Origin of the sequence: Klebsiella grimontii (assembly GCF_042137965.1) — a bacterium.
Classification (GTDB): domain Bacteria; phylum Pseudomonadota; class Gammaproteobacteria; order Enterobacterales; family Enterobacteriaceae; genus Klebsiella; species Klebsiella grimontii.
This window is the reverse complement of sequence record NZ_CP169721.1, coordinates 5,702,021-5,719,668: the sequence shown is the minus strand read 5'-3', so window position 1 is coordinate 5,719,668 and position 17,648 is coordinate 5,702,021. Positions and strand designations below refer to the sequence as shown.

Sequence of the window (17,648 nt, the reverse complement as noted above, 5' to 3'; positions counted from 1 at the left end):
GGCGGACTCCACTCGAACAAAAATCGATATATAAAAAGAGAAACTGAAACAATCGTGATTGTTGGCACACGTCGACAAGACCCTGCATAGCCGAAAAGCCCCTGCACTAAAGGGGTGACGTGCGAACCGCTATCTGCGGTTATTACCCGATGCGGATCTCTGGATCCCGATCGGGACCGGGGATCATAGCCTAAACTGAGAAAGAGATCTTGTGTTTCTCAACAGATTCTTCCCGATTTATCCACAGGAAGGATCGAAGCTGGGTAAGTGTAATCGATCCTGGCGGGAGTGGAGCACGATTTCAGCCGCATATTGGAAAAATTAATGAACTATCCTGGTTTTGGGCTTAATCGATCTAACAAAGATCCTTTGCGATCCTTGCGCTTTATCCACCAGGTCGTATAATCCACCACCCGGCGCGTAATGCCCGTTTTCCGTAACGTGCCATCGCCTGTTTTTTGTGCGGCAAGGTGCGAGAAATAAGGAAAGAGAATTGACTCCGGAGTGTACAATTATTACAATCCGGCCTCTTTAATCACCCACGCTGAGGCGTAGGCCGTTCGAAATTCGTTCGGATTTACGCGAAAGTCAGTGAAATTATTCAAGTTTAGGTAGAAATCGCCATGAAACGCACTTTTCAACCGTCTGTACTGAAGCGCAACCGTTCTCACGGCTTCCGTGCTCGTATGGCTACTAAAAATGGTCGTCAGGTTCTGGCACGTCGTCGTGCTAAAAGCCGCGCTCGTCTGACCGTTTCCAAGTAATAAAGCTAACCCTGAGTGGTTAAGCTCGCATTTCCCAGGGAGTTACGCTTGTTAACTCCCAGTCATTTCACTTTCGTCTTCCAGCAGCCATTACGGGCTGGCACGCCGCAAATCACCATCCTCGGCCGCCAAAATTCGCTGGGGCATCCCCGCATCGGTCTTACCGTCGCCAAGAAGAACGTCAAGCGAGCGCATGAGCGCAATCGGATTAAACGTCTGACGCGTGAAAGCTTCCGTTTACGTCAACATGAACTCCCGCCAATGGATTTCGTGGTGGTGGCGAAGAAAGGGGTTGCCGACCTCGATAACCGTGCTCTCTCGGAAGCGTTGGAAAAATTATGGCGCCGCCACTGTCGCCTGGCTCGCGGGTCCTGATAGGCCTGATTCGGGTCTATCAGCGCCTGATTAGTCCGCTACTCGGGCCGCATTGCCGTTTCACGCCGACCTGTTCTCAATACGGAATTGAGGCATTGCGCAGGTTTGGATTGATAAAAGGCAGTTGGTTGACGGTGAAACGCGTATTAAAATGCCACCCTTTACACCCTGGTGGTGACGATCCCGTCCCGCCTGGACCATTTGATACCAGAGAACACTAACGATGGATTCGCAACGCAATCTTCTTATCATCGCTTTGTTGTTCGTGTCTTTCATGATCTGGCAAGCCTGGGAGCAGGATAACAATCCTCAACCCCAGCAGCAGACCACGCAGACAACGACCACAGCAACGGGTAGCGCCGCCGACCAGGGCGTACCGGCCAGTGGCCAGGGGAAACTGATTACGGTAAAAACCGATGTGCTTGACCTGACCATCAACACCAGCGGTGGTGATGTTGAGCAAGCGCTGCTTCTGGATTATCCGAAAGAGCTGAAGTCGACTGAGCCGTTCCAGCTACTGGAAACCACGCCGCAGTTTACCTATCAGGCGCAGAGCGGCCTGACCGGTCGTGATGGCCCGGACAACCCGGCTAACGGACCGCGTCCGTTGTATAACGTCGATAAAGATGCGTTTGTGCTGGCTGATGGCCAGAACGAAATCGTCATTCCTCTGACGTACACCGATAAAGCAGGCAACGTATTCACCAAAACCTTCACCCTGAAGCGCGGTGAATATGCGGTAAACGTCGGCTATAGCGTGCAGAACGCCAGCGAAAAACCGCTGGAAGTGTCTACGTTTGGCCAGCTGAAGCAAACCGCCAACCTGCCGACGCATCGCGACACGCAGACCGGCGGCCTGACAACGATGCACACCTTCCGCGGCGCGGCGTACTCAACGTCTGAAACGAAGTACGAAAAATACAAATTCGATACTATCGTCGATAACGAAAACCTGAACGTCAGCACCAAAAACGGTTGGGTTGCCATGCTGCAGCAGTACTTCACAACCGCATGGGTTCCGCAGAACAACGGTACTAACAACTTCTACACCGCGAATCTCGGCAACGGTATTGTGGCGATCGGCTACAAATCGCAGCCGGTTCTGGTGCAGCCGGGTCAAACCGATAAGCTGGAAAGCACCCTGTGGGTCGGCCCGGCTATTCAGGACAAAATGGCCGCCGTTGCGCCGCATCTTGACCTGACCGTCGACTACGGCTGGCTGTGGTTTATCTCTCAGCCGCTGTTCAAACTGCTGAAATGGATCCATAGCTTCTTGGGCAACTGGGGCTTCTCCATCATCGTTATCACCTTTATCGTTCGTGGCATCATGTACCCGCTGACCAAAGCGCAGTACACCTCCATGGCGAAGATGCGTATGCTGCAGCCGAAGATTCAGGCGATGCGCGAGCGTCTGGGCGACGACAAGCAGCGTCAAAGCCAGGAGATGATGGCCCTGTATAAAGCTGAGAAGGTTAACCCGCTGGGTGGCTGCTTCCCGCTGATTATCCAGATGCCAATCTTCCTTGCGCTGTACTATATGCTGAGCGCCTCGGTTGAACTGCGTCATGCGCCGTTTATCCTGTGGATCCACGACCTGTCTGCGCAAGACCCGTACTACATCCTGCCGATCATCATGGGCGCGACGATGTTCTTCATCCAGAAGATGTCTCCGACCACCGTGACCGACCCGATGCAGCAGAAGATCATGACCTTTATGCCGGTCATCTTCACGGTGTTCTTCCTGTGGTTCCCGTCCGGTCTGGTGGTTTACTATATCGTCAGCAACCTGGTCACCATTATTCAGCAGCAGTTGATTTACCGTGGTCTGGAGAAGCGTGGCCTGCATAGCCGCGAGAAGAAAAAATCCTGATACTCTTGAATTATTTTGAGTATTTACGGTAACGTTAATGCCAGAGAAGGCGGTCAATAGACCGCCTTTTTTACATCTACATAGAGAGTCACCATGAGCCATAACGACACTATCGTCGCCCAGGCAACCCCACCGGGACGCGGTGGTGTGGGCATTCTGCGCATCTCTGGCCTGAAGGCGCGCGACGTTGCGCAGGCGGTGCTGGGCAAGCTGCCGAAGCCGCGCTACGCCGACTACCTGCCGTTTAAAGACAGCGACGGCAGCGCGCTGGATCAGGGGATTGCGCTGTGGTTCCCCGGCCCGAACTCCTTTACCGGCGAAGACGTGCTGGAACTGCAGGGCCACGGCGGCCCCGTTATCCTCGACCTGTTACTGAAACGCATTCTGACGCTGCCGGGCGTGCGCATCGCCAGGCCAGGCGAGTTCTCCGAGCGCGCGTTTTTGAACGACAAGCTCGATTTAGCCCAGGCTGAAGCGATAGCCGACCTGATCGACGCCAGCTCCGAGCAGGCGGCGCGTTCTGCGCTGAATTCGCTGCAGGGCGCATTCTCTACTCGCGTAAACCATCTTGTGGAAGCGCTGACGCACCTGCGCATCTACGTGGAAGCGGCCATTGATTTCCCGGACGAAGAGATCGACTTCCTCTCCGATGGCAAAATCGAAGCCCAGCTCAACAACGTGATCGCCGATCTTGACGCCGTGCGCGCCGAAGCGCGCCAGGGCAGCCTGCTGCGCGAAGGGATGAAGGTCGTCATTGCCGGGCGGCCGAACGCCGGCAAATCAAGCCTGCTGAACGCGCTGGCGGGCCGGGAAGCGGCTATCGTCACCGATATTGCCGGTACCACCCGCGACGTGCTGCGCGAGCATATCCATATCGACGGTATGCCGCTGCACATCATCGATACCGCCGGCCTGCGCGATGCGAACGACGAGGTTGAGCGCATCGGTATCGAGCGCGCCTGGCAGGAGATTGAACAGGCCGACCGCGTGCTGTTTATGGTCGATGGCACCACCACCGACGCGACCGATCCGGCGGATATCTGGCCGGACTTTATTGCCCGTCTACCGAAAAACCTGCCGATTACCGTCGTGCGTAACAAAGCGGATATCACTGGCGAAACGCTGGGGCTGAGCGAAGTAAATGACCACTCACTTGTTCGCCTTTCGGCACGTACCGGCGAGGGCGTAGACGTGCTGCGCAATCATCTCAAGCAGAGCATGGGCTTTGAAACCAATATGGAAGGCGGTTTTCTGGCGCGCCGCCGCCATCTGCAGGCGCTGTCGGACGCCGCAGAGCATCTGCAGCAGGGGAAAGCGCAGCTGCTGGGCGCCTGGGCTGGCGAGCTGCTGGCGGAAGAGCTGCGCCTGGCCCAGCAGAACCTGAGCGAAATCACCGGCGAGTTTACCTCTGATGACCTGCTGGGGCGCATTTTCTCCAGTTTCTGTATCGGTAAGTAAGCTCCGTTTGTGAGCATTGACTAACCCGCCTTAACATCCTGTTAAAGCGGGTTTTTATTTATCATCTTCACGGTAGATTGGTTTATCTATTACCCTTATCGGCATCGCCGCTCTTAACGTACCGGATGCAACCATGACCATCGATTACACCTTTATTGATACCGTTCCTTCTGCAGAAGACTTTTGCCGCCTGCGCGTCATATCAGGTATGTCGCCGCGACCGCTGGAAGGCGCCCGTGCTGGCCTGCCGCGTAGCTGCTACGGCGTGCATATTCTCTATGAGGGCGTGCCCGTTGGTATGGGGCGCATCGTCGGCGACGGCGCGCTGAACTTTGAAATCGTCGACGTCGCCGTGGACCCGGCCCATCAGGGAAAAGGTCTCGGTCGCCAGATCGTGCAGAAAATCGTCGCCTGGCTTGATGGCAACGCGTTTAAAGGGGCATACGTCTCGCTGGTGGCGGATGTTCCCGAGCTGTACGCAAAATTTGGGTTTTCCAGCGTCATGCCGGAAAGTGAGGGTATGGCGAAGGTCTGGAATTAACTTCGCTGGTAAAGAAGCATCCGGGGCTGCGGCGTCTCCCGGATGCCGGTGATGCTATCAGGATTTAATAAAGTCGGCAGCGCGAAAAGCTTCCAGCGCGACGCGCTTTTGCTCGCTGGTCATCGGGCGCAGCGGGCGGCGCGGATCGCCGACATCAATGTCGTGCAGCTGCATAGCCAGCTTCCCGGCCGCCACGCCGCCGTACTGAACCAGGATGCGAATAATCGCGATGACTTTATCCATACAGGCGGCAACGTCCTGATGATCCCCCCGGTTGAAGCTCTCGATCAGACGATGATAGAGCGGCGCCGCGTAGTTATAGGTACTGCCCACCGCGCCGACGGCGCCGCAGGCCAGGCCTGCGGGTAAAAACTCATCCACGCCGAACGGAATATCGAACTGGCGATTGTTGACGCGCAGGCAGCGCTGGAACTCATACATATCCGCGGAGTTAAACTTCATACCGGACAGGTTCGGAATTTTATCCGCCGCGGCGATCAGAAACTGCTCCATATCGAGGCTGAGACCCGACATGCCGGAATGGTAGTAATAGAAGCCTTTTGACGGCGCCGCGGCGGCGATAATGCGGCAATATTCCACCAGATCGTCGACGGTAGACGGTTTAAAGAAGCACGGGCCGATGACCGAGGTGGCAAAAATATCCAGGGTTTCAGCATGACGGCTCAGCTCCAGCGCATCGGCGATGCTGAGCGCCCCGGTGTGTAGCGTAATGCTTAGTTGTCCCTGGCTTGCCGCGACCCAGCGCTCGGCGATTTTTTTACGCTCTTCAACAGAACAGTGGATACCTTCTCCGGTTGTCCCACAGACGTAAGCGCCTTTAACGCCCTGGCGAATCAGGTGCTCGGCGATTCGATCGATAACGGGATAGTTGACTTCGCCATTAGCATCAAAAGGCGTGTGGGGAGCGGCAATAAGGCCGGTTAGCTTTGTCATGTAAACCTCTGGTGGTGTTTTTCTTCTTAAATAAATTTATTTTGAAGTATTACTCCACTCTAAAAGGTAACCATGCCGGTTGCAACTGGATACCGGCAGGGAGGAAAACGGGAGTAGCAGATTGTGATGAATCGCACAAAACTCGCTCTATTTGAGCGTGGACAGGGCATCCATCGTGCGCAGTTTATTGGCTCGGGCGGCTTCCGGGTCTTTCTGCACCAGCAGCGTATAAATGAGATCCAGTACGAAAAGCTGTGCCGTTTTGGTGCCAATGGAGTCGCCCTGCAGGCGTCCCTGGCGGTTGCCGTTAATCAGCGTAATATCCGCGACTTTACTCAATGGCGACCCGAGGTTATGCGTTAAGGCGACGGTGACGGCTCCGGCCTGCTTTGCCAGACTAAGGGCGTGGGTGGTTTCCGGCGAATGCCCGGAGTGGCTGATACCGATAGCGACATCGCCAGCCTTGAGCAGCGCGGCCTGCATATACATAAAGTGATTATTCGTTAAGGCATCGACGCGCATCCCGATTCGCATCAGCTTGTGCTTCATCTCTTCGGCGGTCAGCCCGGAGGCGCCGACGCCGAAAATAAAGGTGCTATTGCAGCTATGCAGCGCCTCCACGACCCGTTCAACCTGCTCCATATCCAGAAGGTTGAGCGTTTCCGAGAGAACAGTCGAGATAGCGCCCTGGAGCTTGAGACCAATGGTGTGCGCATCGTCGGCTTTCTGAATTTCAGCCTCCAGAAGCGTGCTGTTGTCATCGGTATCGGTCATGGCCAGCTCAATAGCCAGCTCCATTTTGAAATTCTGAAAGCCTTTATAGCCCAGCTGTCGACAGAAACGGATCACCGACGCTTCGCCCGCGTTCACTTCCTCTGAGAGGTCGGCGATGGAAAGCTGCGTCACCTTGTGGGGGGAAGTCATCACAAACTGCGCAATGCTTTTCCCGACGCGGGTCATACTGCTTTGCATCGCTCCCAGGGTATCAAGTATTTTCCCGGCTTTGACCGGCGAAGTCGGAGTCGTCATCTCTTCCCTACTGTTTACGCGATTATCAGGCGCTAATGATGAAGTACAGCGCATCACCAGGCAATATGGATTTTTAAAAACGCCGTGACGCCGCGGCTATATCCTGAGCGGCGCAAACATTGTACGTCTCATGGCGTGAGTCAGATCGCCTTTTTTCGTTTCTCCTCTTCTTTGTCCATGATCTTGTTCACACATTTCATGAAATGCTCTTGTGGCGTTTAACTTCTAAAAAATATATTAAATGGAGTTTAACTTCATTTGGCTGTGCGCCTCCCTGCTGTTTTAGGCCCGACAGCATAAAAACGCTGCTCATCACAGGAGAGCATATGAGTGAAATAATAAGTACCAAACCATGGTATAAGCACCTCAATAAGTCCCAATGGCGGGCTTTCTCTGCAGCCTGGCTGGGCTATTTACTGGATGGTTTTGATTTCGTTTTAATCGCTCTGGTGCTCACCGAAGTACAAAGCGAATTTCAGCTCACCACGGTCCAGGCGGCGAGTATTATTTCCGCGGCGTTTATCTCCCGTTGGTTCGGCGGCCTGCTGCTGGGGGCGATGGGCGACCGTTATGGCCGCCGCCTGGCGATGGTCAGCAGTATTATTCTTTTCTCCGTCGGTACGCTGGCCTGCGGCTTTGCGCCGGGATACACCTCGATGTTTATTGCCCGAATGGTGATCGGAATGGGGATGGCCGGCGAGTACGGCTCCAGCGCAACCTATGTTATTGAAAGCTGGCCAAAACATTTGCGTAACAAAGCCAGCGGCTTCCTGATATCCGGCTTTTCCGTCGGCGCCGTTGTGGCGGCGCAGGTTTACAGCCTGGTGGTGCCCCTCTGGGGCTGGCGCGCCTTATTCTTCCTTGGCATTCTGCCGATTATTTTCGCGCTGTGGCTGCGTAAAAATATTCCGGAAACGGAAGACTGGAAAGAGCGGCAGACGAAGAAAGCGCCAGTACGGACGATGGTGGATATCCTCTATCGCGGTAAATACCGCGCCATGAATATAGCAACGACGCTGATAGCAACGGCGGCGCTGTGGTTCTGCTTCGCAGGTAATCAGCACAACCCGCTGGTAGTGATTGCGCTGTCGCTCGTTTGCACCGTTATTTTCATCAGCTTTATGGTACAGAGCAGCGGAAAACGCTGGCCGACCGGCGTAATGCTGATGGTTGTCGTTCTGTTCGCCTTCCTCTATTCCTGGCCTATCCAGGCGCTGCTGCCGACCTACCTGAAAACCGAGCTGGCATACGATCCGGCGGCGGTGGCGAAGGTGCTTTTCTTCAGCGGATTCGGCGCGGCCGTCGGCTGCATTGTCGGCGGGTTCCTCGGCGACTGGCTGGGCACGCGTAAAGCCTACGTTTACAGCCTGCTGGCCTCGCAGGTCCTGATTATCCCTGTTTTCGCCATCGGCGGCGCCAGCCTGTGGGGCCTGGGTCTCCTGCTCTTCTTCCAGCAGATGCTGGGCCAGGGGATCGCGGGAATACTACCGAAATTGATCGGTGGTTACTTCGACACCGATCAGCGCGCTGCCGGTCTGGGCTTCACCTACAACGTCGGCGCTCTGGGCGGGGCGGCGGCGCCGGTCCTCGGCGCGCTGGTCGCACAGCATATGCATCTGGGTACGGCGCTGGGGTCGCTCTCCTTCGGACTGACGTTTGTGGTGATCCTGCTGATTGGCCTCGATATGCCGTCCCGCGTACAGCGCTGGATTCGCCCGGAAGCGCTGCGAACCCATGACGCCATTGATGGCAAACCATTCAGTGGGGCAAAGGTTCGTCACGACAAAGCGAACGCACCGCTTTGCAGTAAACATTAAATTCATGCGCCCGGCGCTGTCGGGCGCAAACGGAAGTAAGGGATAGCGCTATGTCTTTATTTGATACTTTGGATGTGAAGGTTAAAGAATTGGGCGGACTCATTGTCTCGTGCCAGCCGGTGCCGGGCAGCCCGTTAGATAAGCCTGAAATCGTCGCGGCGATGGCGCTGGCGGCGGTCAAGACGGGTGCGGTCGCGGTACGTATTGAAGGCATTAATAACCTGAAGGCCACGCGCGAACTTATTTCAGTACCCATTATCGGCATCATCAAGCGCGACCTGCCGGACTCGCCGGTGCGCATCACGCCGTTCCTTGAGGATGTGGACGCGTTGGCGCAGGCAGGTGCGGATATTATCGCCTTTGACGGCACGGATCGCCCGCGTCCGGCCAGCGTGAAGGCAACTATCGAGCGCATTCATCAGCAGGGCTGCGTCGCGATGGCAGACTGCTCGAACCTTGAAGACGGTACTCGCTGCCACGCTCTGGGCGCAGAAATTATCGGCACTACGCTGTCCGGGTATACCACGGAAGCAGTACCCAATGAGCCGGATTTCCCGCTAGTGCAGGCCCTTAGCGCCAAAGGATACCGGGTCATTGCCGAAGGGCGGTTCAACTCTCCGGCCCTGGCGGCGCAGGCCATAAAGCAAGGCGCATGGGCGGTGACCGTCGGTTCCGCGATTACGCGTATTGAACACATTTGCCAGTGGTACCGCGATGCGCTGGCTGAGGTTGCGCTATGACAACGCTGGCGATAGACATCGGCGGCACCAAGCTGGCCGCCGCGCTGATTGACACGCAGCATCACGTGCTGGAGAAACGAGCGCTGCCGACGCCCGCCAGCAAAACGCCGGCGGCGCTGACGGAGGCGTTGAGCGCGCTGGTCGCGCCTTTCGCGGGGCGGGCCCGGCGGGTAGCGGCCGCCTCGACGGGAATCATTCGTCACGGCGTACTGACGGCGTTAAATCCGGATAACCTTGGCGGACTGGCGCAGTTTCCCCTGCGGGAGACGCTGGCGCAGCTGACGGGGCGACCGTGCCTGGTCGTGAACGATGCGCAGGCGGCGGCCTGGGCCGAATATCACGCCCTGTCTGTCGATGCCGACGAGATGGTATTCATCACCATCTCAACGGGCGTGGGCGGCGGTATCATCTGCAACGGTCGGCTCCTGTCCGGGAACGAAGGGCTGGCCGGGCATATCGGCCACACGCTGGCCGATCCGCACGGTCCGCGCTGCGGCTGCGGTCGCACCGGCTGCGTAGAGGCTATTGCCTCCGGCAGAGGGATCGCCGCGCTGGCGACGGACGATCTGCAGGGGATGACGGCCAAATCCATTTTTGCTCTTGCGCAGAGCGGCCATCCGCAGGCAACGTCGTTAGTCCACCGTTCGGCGCAAACCATCGCCCGGCTGATTGCCGACATGAAGGCCAGCGTTAACTGCCAGTGTGCCGTACTGGGCGGCAGCATCGGGCTGGCACCCGGCTATCTCCCGCTGGTTGAGACCTATCTGGCGCAGGAACCTGCGGTCTATCACACGAAGATTGTAGCCGCACACTATCAGCATGATGCCGGCCTGATTGGCGCGGCGTTGTTAGCGGAGGACAAAGCATTATGATTATCGGCGATATACATCACCCGGAATGCGCGGGACTGTCACCCGTTCTGCTTGAGGCCGTGAGGCTGGCCGTTAAGGCTCAGCCGCAGCAGCGTGAACCGGGGCGTTATGAGTTGCAGGGCGATGATATTTATATGAACGTCATGCGCTTCGCCACGCAGTCGGCGGAAAGTAAAAAAGCGGAGCTGCACGAAAAATTTATTGATATTCAGATCCTGCTGCAAGGCGAGGAGACAATCCACTGCGGCGTGGCCGATAGCGCCCGTGAGTGCGACACCTGGCATAAAGAAGAGGACTACCAGCTGTGCGCAGCTATCGCCGACCAGCAGCAGGTGACCCTGAAGCCTGGCATGTTCGCCATTTTTTTCCCTGGCGAACCGCATAAGCCGGGCGTGCAGGGCGCAGCGAGCATGGAGATAAAAAAAGCGGTAATTAAAGTTAACCGCGCGCTGCTTGTCTGAGTCACTTACTTCGCCCGCCAGATATGCGTCCTGGCGGGATGGCCTCCCAACGCCAAAGCGACGCTTGCTTCGTCGCTTTTCCTCCCAGGAAATCATTGTTGTCCAAATGGCAACTCGTACTACCGCACGAACCCCTCTATGCTGTACGGCAATCTTATGCGAGGGTTCTATGGCACGCTTTCTTATCTGCAGTTTTGCGCTGGTTCTGCTTTATCCATCCGGTATTGATATGTATCTGGTCGGCCTGCCGCGCATTGCGCAGGATCTGGGGGCCAGTGAAGCGCAGCTGCACATCGCCTTCTCGGTTTATCTGGCCGGGATGGCCGCAGCCATGCTGTTTGCTGGCCGTATCGCCGACAAGTCAGGCCGTAAGCCGGTGGCGATTTTCGGCGCCGTTGTTTTCATACTCGCCTCCCTTATCTGCTCGCAGGCGCAGGTCAGCGCCCACTTCCTGACGGGGCGTTTTATTCAGGGGATTGGCGCGGGCAGCTGCTACGTCGTCGCCTTTGCGGTGCTGCGCGATACCCTCGACGATCGCCGCCGGGCGAAGGTGCTTTCCCTTCTTAACGGCATCACCTGCATTATTCCGGTGCTGGCACCGGTACTCGGCCACCTGATTATGCTGAAATACCCCTGGCAGAGCCTGTTCTATACCATGACCGGCATGGGCGTTCTGGTGGGGCTGCTGTCGATATTTATCTTGCGGGAAACGCGTCCAACATCCGTTCCGCAGGCGGCGCAGCAAAATGTCGCCCCCGAATCGCTGCTTAACCGCTTTTTCCTCAGCCGAACGATCGTGACCACCCTCAGCGTGACGGCGATTCTGACCTACGTTAACGTCTCCCCGGTGCTGATGATGGAAGTGATGGGCTTCGATCGCGGGACTTATTCCATGGCGATGGCGCTCATGGCGCTAGTGAGCATGGTGGTGTCGTTCTCGACGCCGTTTGCTCTGACGCTCTTTAAGCCCCGCACCCTGATGCTGACCTCGCAGGTGCTCTTCTTTATCGCGGGCGCGCTGCTGAGCTTTGCCACCAGCCAGACGATAACGATGCTAGGGCTGGGGCTGATTTGCGCCGGGTTCTCAGCCGGCTTTGGCGTGGCGATGAGCCAGGCCCTGGGGCCATTTACCCTGCGCGCTGGCGTGGCGAGTTCAGTTTTGGGGATTGCTCAGGTTTGCGGCTCTTCACTGTGGATTTGGCTGGCGGCTATCATCGGGCTCAGCGCGATGAATATGCTGATCGGGATACTTATTGCCTGTAGCATAGTGAGTATTGTTCTGATTATGGTCGCCTCTCCGGCGCGGGCCGCGCAACGCTATGAAAAAACCCCTGTCGAGTCTCGATCTTAACTTACTGCTGTGCCTGCAGCTCTTAACCCAGGAGCTCAGCGTTACCCGCACGGCGAAGCGGATGAACGTTTCGCCGTCGGCGGTGAGCAAGTCGCTGGCTAAACTGCGCGCCTGGTTTGACGATCCGCTATTTGTCAAAACGCCTCTGGGACTGTCGCCCACGCCGCTGATGAGCAGTATGGAGCAGGATCTGGCGGACTGGATGCAGATGGGTAATCAGATCCTCGACAAGCCCCATCACACCATGCCAAGCGGGCTAAAGTTTGAGCTGGCGGCGGAGTCGCCCCTGCTGATGATCCTGCTGAACTCGCTTTCACAGCGGATCTACCAACGCTATCCGCAGGCGCTGATCCGCCTGCGCAACTGGGATTACGATTCGCTGGATGCCATTATTCGCGGCGAAGTCGACATCGGTTTTTGCGGCCGGGAAACCCATCCTCGCTCCCGTGAACAGCTCAGCCTGCTGCCCTGGTATATCGATTTTGAAATCCTGTTTACCGATCTACCTCAGGTATGGCTGCGCGCCGATCATCCCGCGCTGAACGATGAGTGGAGTCTGGACGCTTTTTTACGCTATCCGCATATCAATATCTGTTGGGAACAAAGCGATACCTGGGCGCTGGATGATGTTCTGCATGACCTGGGGCATAAACGCACCGTGGCGTTGACCGTTCCGGGCTTTGAACAGTCGCTGTTTATGGCGGCCCAGCCTCATCATACGATGTTGGCCACCGCCCCGCGCTATTGCCAGCGCTACAATCAGCAGCATCATCTGCCGCTGGTCTCACTGCCGCTGCCGCTGGAACCGTCGCAGCTGGAGAAAATACGCGTCCCCTTTACCCTCCTGTGGCATAAGCGCAACAGCTACAACCCGAAGATCGTCTGGCTGCGAGAAACGCTGAGACAGCTCTACACTGAACCGCTATAGCGCTGGGTTAGCCCGCCTTGCGCAATAAATTGTAAAATTCATGCAATTTCTCTTTTCAACGGGTGATTTCCGCATTAAAACCTGACAATTCTGAGCGATAATATAATTCGCAATTTCTATCATTGACCATTAATCACGGAGCGACGAATGGCAACGCATTTTGCAAGAGGGATACTTAACACCCGAGAACCGTTATCAACACGCCTGTCAGCGGCCTGCCATCAATCCGCCAGGCGCCTGCCTGAGTACCGACAAAGCCGCTATCGCGCATCCCGGTCACTCCTCGCAGAACTCCTCTTTATGCTGTACGGCATCAGCGAACTTCCCGAAATTATTGATGAAGAAAATGGAAAACCCGCTTTTCGCGACGAACATCTCCCGCATTTCTCCATCTCCTATGCTGGAAATATCGTCGGCGTCGCGTTAACCACCGAAGGCGATTGCGGCCTGGATATGGAATTACCGCACGCCTCCCGCGGTTTACACTCCCCGCACGACGCCGACCGCTACGTTTTTAACAGTAATGAGCGTGTATGGATTAGCAATCAGCACGATCCTGACGAAGCTCGCGCTCAGCTTGACGCGCTGCGCAAAAGCGTCATGAAACTGACCGGCGAAACCGCCGTTAACCTACAGCTTCTTCCGGGCTCCGGGCGGTTACGCACAAGCGGGACGCAGGCAATCGAAGCCGTGTGCGACGCCGAAACGGTGTTGGTCTGGTCTATCGCCGCCAGCCCGGATATCGGTCAACTGAAAGTCTGGGAATATAATGGTAACGAGGGCTGGCGCAGCCTGCCTGACGCTCAGGCCCGTGCTAAAGAACCGTCCGCCCGGCTGATGCGCTTCACCAGTTTACCGGTAGAAAAAGCCTTCTCCCTCAACTGACCGGTTTTCCCGGCCATCATGATGCAAAGGAGCAATCATGTCTGATACGTTGAAAGTTGTTACGTTACTCGGAAGTCTGCGCAAAGGCTCTTTTAATGCCATGGTCGCGCGTACCCTCCCCGGCATCGCGCCCGCAGGTATGGCGGTTTCCGCGTTACCGTCCATTGGCGATATTCCACTCTATGATGCCGATGTCCAGCAGGAAGAGGGATTCCCACAAAGCGTTCAGGATATCGCGCAGCAAATTCGCGAGGCCGACGGTGTGGTCATCGTGACGCCGGAATATAACTATTCGGTTCCCGGCGGCCTGAAAAACGCCATCGACTGGCTATCTCGTCTGTCGGAACAGCCGCTGGCCGGTAAGCCGGTACTGATTCAAACCAGTTCGATGGGGGCTATTGGCGGCGCGCGCTGTCAGTACCATCTGCGCCAGATTCTGGTATTCCTCGACGCAATGGTGATGAATAAGCCCGAATTTATGGGCGGCGTGATTCAGAACAAAGTGGATCCGCAGGAGGGGAAAGTCGTCGATCAGAGCACGCTCGATCATCTGAGCGGGCAGCTTAGCGCTTTTGCCGAGTACATTCAGCGGGTTAAGGCCTGACAGACGCCGTCACGCTCGCCAGAACGGGCGAGTGTGGCGGCGCAGGTATTAATGCGCGTCGATAAACACAATCTTCAGCACGAACAGCAGCGAAACCACAATCACGCACGGACTGAGGTCGCGCAGGCGGCCGGTACCAATCTTCATCACGCAGTAAGAGATAAAGCCTAAGGCAATACCTTCCGTAATGGAGAAGCTGAACGGCATCATCACGGCGGTAATAAACGCAGGCACTGATTCGGTTAAATCATCCCACTTCACGCGCGCCAGGCTGGAGGTCATCAGGACGCCAACGTAAATCAGCGCACCGGCTGCGGCGTAGGCCGGGACCATACCCGCCAGCGGCGACAGGAAAATCACCAGCAGGAACAAGAGCCCAACGACCACGGCGGTTAAGCCGGTACGGCCGCCCACGGAAACGCCCGAGGACGATTCAATATAGGCGGTTACGGAAGAGGTGCCGATAAAGGAGCCGGCAACGGACGATACGCTATCGACAAACAGCGCCTGCTTCATACGCGGGAACTTGCCCTGCGCATCGGCCAGACCGGCTTTATCGGTCACGCCGATCAGCGTGCCGGAGGAGTCGAACAGGTTCACCAGCATAAACGAGAAGATCACGCCCGCCAGGCCGAGATTCAGCGAGCCCGCCAGGTCAACATGACCAATCACCGTAGTCACGCTCGGCGGCATGGAAACGATGCCCGTGTAGTGAACGTCACCCAGCATCCAGCCCAGCAGCGTGGTAACCACGATAGAAACCAGCACCGCGGCGTGAATATTGCGGGAAGCCAGAATCGCGATAATGAAGAAGCCAAGGATACCCAACAGCACGCTGTGGGACGTCAGGTTGCCGATGCTCACCAGGGTTTCCGGATTGGCGACGATCACGCCGGCGTTTTTCAGGCCCATCATACCGATAAACAGGCCGATACCGCTGGTGATGCCGATGCGCAGGCTAACCGGAATATTGGCAATCATCCAGTAGCGTACGCGGAAAATCGTCAGCAGCAGCAGGCCAACCGCGCCCCAGAAAATAGCGCCCATCCCCACCTGCCATGGCAGGCCCATTGCCTGTACCACAACAAACGCAAAAAAGGCGTTCAGGCCCATTGCCGGCGCCAGCGCCACCGGGAGGTTAGCGAATAGCCCCATCATAATGCTGCCGAATGCGGCGATCAGACAGGTTGTGACAAAAACGGCGCTGGTATCCATACCCGCCACGCCGAGAATCTGTGGGTTAACAAAAACGATGTACACCATTGTCAGAAAAGTGGTGAAACCTGCAATCGCTTCGGTGCGGGCCGTGGTGCCGTGTTCACGCAATTTGAACACGCGCTCCAGCAGACCCTGGCCAGATGACTGGCTGGTTTGTTGTTGACTCATTATCGGTTTCCGAACAAAGGAGGGAAAATTCGTCGCTATCCTATACCAAAATGCGACAATAGGGGCGGTTGTGAGATACTTTTTTTCATTGATTTTGCTTATACGGCAACGATTGCGTCTCACCAATCAGCATGACGAAAACGTTAACTTATTAAAATGGAAACGACATGACCCAACCAGAAGCAGTATTTTTCGACTGTGACGGCACGCTGGTCGACAGCGAGGTGATCTGCTCCCGCGCCTACGTTCACATGTTCAGGGAATTCGGCATTACGCTGGATTTAGAAGAGATTTTTAAGCGCTTCAAAGGCGTAAAGCTGTACGAGATTATCGATACCATTAACGCGGAGTACGGCGTTAATCTGGATAAGGCGACCCTTGAGCCGGTTTACCGCGATGAAGTCGCGCGCCTGTTTGATACTGAACTGGAAGTCATTTCTGGCGCACAGGCGCTGCTGGACGCGGTCAACGTGCCGATGTGCGTGGTCTCCAACGGCCCGGTCAGCAAAATGCAGCACTCTCTCGGTAAAACAGGCATGCTGCGCCATTTCCCCGAGCGTCTGTATAGCGGCTACGATATCCAGCGCTGGAAGCCCGATCCGGCACTGATGCTGCATGCTGCAAAAGCGATGAATGTTAACGTAGAGAACTGCATTCTGGTCGACGACTCCAGCGCAGGCGCGCAGTCGGGGATCGCGGCAGGCATGGAGGTGTTCTACTTCTGCGCCGATCCGCACAACAAGCCCATCGACCATCCGAAAGTGACGACGTTTACCCGTCTGGAAGCGCTGCCGGAACTGTGGAAAGCGCGCGGCTGGCATATTACCCGATAAAAAGCCGCAGCGTAGCGCAACCCCGGAGCGACCCGCCTGCGCTACGCTGAGAAGGACTGCGCTTTAGTCAATTCCGCAGCCGCTGCTTTATCAGCCACAATCACCAGGGAAGGATGCAGTTTCAGCACCGAAGCCGGAACCCGCTCGCTGACTTCGCCTTCAATCACCTGCTTTAGCGCCTGCGCTTTTGCCGCTCCGCTGACGATCAGCAGCAAATTTTTCGCCGCCATAACGCTTTTCGGCCCCATCGTGACGTAGCTATCCGGCACCGCGGAGAAGTCGCCGTCCATTTCGCCATGCGCGACGAGATCCACCAAATCCCCGACGATAGGGACTTTCACCGTCGCATCGTGGAACCGCGTGGTATTCGGTAAGTTACCGCAAAAATGGCCGTCAGCGCCGAGACCCATCACCACCAGATCCAGGCCCCCCTCCTCCTGTAACCGCTGGTCGTGATGGATAAAGTTTGCATGGCTAAGCTTGTGGATATTCTCTTCCGGGATCTGAGCGGGAGTGAAAAACAGGCTGCGCAGATTGGAAATGGTCACCCCTTCGCGATCCTGTCCGCGGAACGGGATCTCATCAAAATTGTAATAATGGGCCTGAGAATAGAAGGACTTGCCTTTAATCGCTGCCGTCAGATGTTCATACATTTTCTTCGGCGTACTGCCTGCCGTTACCGCCAGATTCATCCTCCGCGGCGCGGTGATGTAGCCTAAAACATGATGGCTGGCGACCAGGCTCATCTCGGCATAATCTTCCGTCACGATTAACTTCATG

Annotated in this window: 19 protein-coding genes; 15 read left to right on the top strand and 4 right to left on the bottom strand. The window is 56.3% G+C overall.

Annotation, left to right across the window (positions count from 1 at the left end):
* The first annotated feature begins 623 nt into the window (after positions 1-623).
* The 6 genes from rpmH (at position 624) to ACE3MN_RS26765 (ending at position 5,008) form a co-directional block, all read left to right on the top strand.
* The gene (gene rpmH / locus ACE3MN_RS26790; protein WP_004871828.1) at positions 624-764 is read left to right on the top strand and encodes a 50S ribosomal protein L34; all 141 of its coding nucleotides are present in this window, start codon (positions 624-626) and stop codon (positions 762-764) included.
* Positions 765-779: 15 nt separating this feature from the next.
* A complete protein-coding gene (rnpA, locus tag ACE3MN_RS26785) occupies positions 780-1,139 on the top strand; it encodes a ribonuclease P protein component (protein ID WP_004871829.1) in 360 nt (119 codons plus the stop codon).
* Entirely contained in the window at positions 1,103-1,360 is a 258-nt protein-coding gene (yidD, locus tag ACE3MN_RS26780) for a membrane protein insertion efficiency factor YidD (RefSeq protein WP_004871831.1), read from the top strand. Before rnpA ends, yidD begins: the two co-directional genes overlap by 37 nt.
* Before the next feature lie 2 nt (positions 1,361-1,362).
* Positions 1,363-3,009, top strand: a complete 1,647-nt coding sequence (gene yidC / locus ACE3MN_RS26775) for a membrane protein insertase YidC (RefSeq protein ID WP_004871833.1) — start codon at positions 1,363-1,365, stop codon at positions 3,007-3,009.
* A 93-nt stretch (positions 3,010-3,102) separates the two neighbouring features.
* Positions 3,103-4,467: a tRNA uridine-5-carboxymethylaminomethyl(34) synthesis GTPase MnmE gene (mnmE, locus tag ACE3MN_RS26770; RefSeq protein ID WP_024360546.1), complete on the top strand. Its 1,365-nt coding sequence runs from the start codon at positions 3,103-3,105 to the stop codon at positions 4,465-4,467.
* Positions 4,468-4,600: 133 nt separating this feature from the next.
* Complete coding sequence (locus ACE3MN_RS26765) at positions 4,601-5,008, top strand: GNAT family N-acetyltransferase (protein WP_024360545.1); 408 nt, start codon at positions 4,601-4,603, stop codon at positions 5,006-5,008.
* A gap of 57 nt (positions 5,009-5,065) precedes the next feature.
* Here ACE3MN_RS26765 and ACE3MN_RS26760 read toward each other — a convergent pair whose 3' ends face one another.
* Both ACE3MN_RS26760 and ACE3MN_RS26755 read right to left on the bottom strand, forming a co-directional pair.
* Entirely contained in the window at positions 5,066-5,962 is an 897-nt protein-coding gene (locus ACE3MN_RS26760; protein ID WP_004871836.1) for a dihydrodipicolinate synthase family protein, read from the bottom strand.
* A 147-nt stretch (positions 5,963-6,109) separates the two neighbouring features.
* Complete coding sequence (locus ACE3MN_RS26755; RefSeq protein WP_004871837.1) at positions 6,110-6,991, bottom strand: MurR/RpiR family transcriptional regulator; 882 nt, start codon at positions 6,989-6,991, stop codon at positions 6,110-6,112.
* Between the two features lie 326 nt (positions 6,992-7,317).
* Here ACE3MN_RS26755 and ACE3MN_RS26750 point away from each other — a divergent pair, with 326 nt between their 5' ends.
* From ACE3MN_RS26750 to ACE3MN_RS26715, 8 genes are all read left to right on the top strand, one after another.
* On the top strand, positions 7,318-8,808 hold the full coding sequence (locus ACE3MN_RS26750) for an MFS transporter (protein WP_102650129.1): 1,491 nt from the start codon (positions 7,318-7,320) through the stop codon (positions 8,806-8,808).
* A gap of 50 nt (positions 8,809-8,858) precedes the next feature.
* A complete protein-coding gene (locus ACE3MN_RS26745; protein WP_004871839.1) occupies positions 8,859-9,548 on the top strand; it encodes an N-acetylmannosamine-6-phosphate 2-epimerase in 690 nt (229 codons plus the stop codon).
* On the top strand, positions 9,545-10,420 hold the full coding sequence (nanK, locus tag ACE3MN_RS26740) for an N-acetylmannosamine kinase (RefSeq protein WP_049087039.1): 876 nt from the start codon (positions 9,545-9,547) through the stop codon (positions 10,418-10,420). Before ACE3MN_RS26745 ends, nanK begins: the two co-directional genes overlap by 4 nt.
* Complete coding sequence (nanQ, locus tag ACE3MN_RS26735; protein WP_004871842.1) at positions 10,417-10,881, top strand: N-acetylneuraminate anomerase; 465 nt, start codon at positions 10,417-10,419, stop codon at positions 10,879-10,881. The genes nanK and nanQ overlap by 4 nt, the downstream gene beginning before the upstream one ends.
* Before the next feature lie 169 nt (positions 10,882-11,050).
* Positions 11,051-12,232, top strand: a complete 1,182-nt coding sequence (locus tag ACE3MN_RS26730) for an MFS transporter (RefSeq protein WP_049131993.1) — start codon at positions 11,051-11,053, stop codon at positions 12,230-12,232.
* On the top strand, positions 12,201-13,160 hold the full coding sequence (gene yidZ, locus ACE3MN_RS26725) for an HTH-type transcriptional regulator YidZ (protein ID WP_004871844.1): 960 nt from the start codon (positions 12,201-12,203) through the stop codon (positions 13,158-13,160). Before ACE3MN_RS26730 ends, yidZ begins: the two co-directional genes overlap by 32 nt.
* Before the next feature lie 147 nt (positions 13,161-13,307).
* Complete coding sequence (locus tag ACE3MN_RS26720; protein WP_024360541.1) at positions 13,308-14,045, top strand: 4'-phosphopantetheinyl transferase superfamily protein; 738 nt, start codon at positions 13,308-13,310, stop codon at positions 14,043-14,045.
* A 37-nt stretch (positions 14,046-14,082) separates the two neighbouring features.
* The gene (locus tag ACE3MN_RS26715) at positions 14,083-14,649 is read left to right on the top strand and encodes an NADPH-dependent FMN reductase (protein WP_098067446.1); all 567 of its coding nucleotides are present in this window, start codon (positions 14,083-14,085) and stop codon (positions 14,647-14,649) included.
* Positions 14,650-14,697: 48 nt separating this feature from the next.
* Here the strand turns inward: ACE3MN_RS26715 and adeP are convergent, their stop codons facing one another.
* Positions 14,698-16,035 carry an adenine permease AdeP gene (gene adeP, locus ACE3MN_RS26710; RefSeq protein WP_004127003.1) on the bottom strand — a complete coding sequence of 446 codons (1,338 nt, stop codon included), beginning with the start codon at positions 16,033-16,035 and terminating at the stop codon, positions 14,698-14,700.
* Positions 16,036-16,202: 167 nt separating this feature from the next.
* Here adeP and yieH point away from each other — a divergent pair, with 167 nt between their 5' ends.
* The gene (yieH, locus tag ACE3MN_RS26705) at positions 16,203-16,868 is read left to right on the top strand and encodes a 6-phosphogluconate phosphatase (protein ID WP_049087043.1); all 666 of its coding nucleotides are present in this window, start codon (positions 16,203-16,205) and stop codon (positions 16,866-16,868) included.
* Positions 16,869-16,909: 41 nt separating this feature from the next.
* Here yieH and ACE3MN_RS26700 read toward each other — a convergent pair whose 3' ends face one another.
* Positions 16,910-17,647 carry a glucosamine-6-phosphate deaminase gene (locus ACE3MN_RS26700; RefSeq protein ID WP_004871852.1) on the bottom strand — a complete coding sequence of 246 codons (738 nt, stop codon included), beginning with the start codon at positions 17,645-17,647 and terminating at the stop codon, positions 16,910-16,912.
* Between the last annotated feature and the right edge of the window lies 1 nt (position 17,648).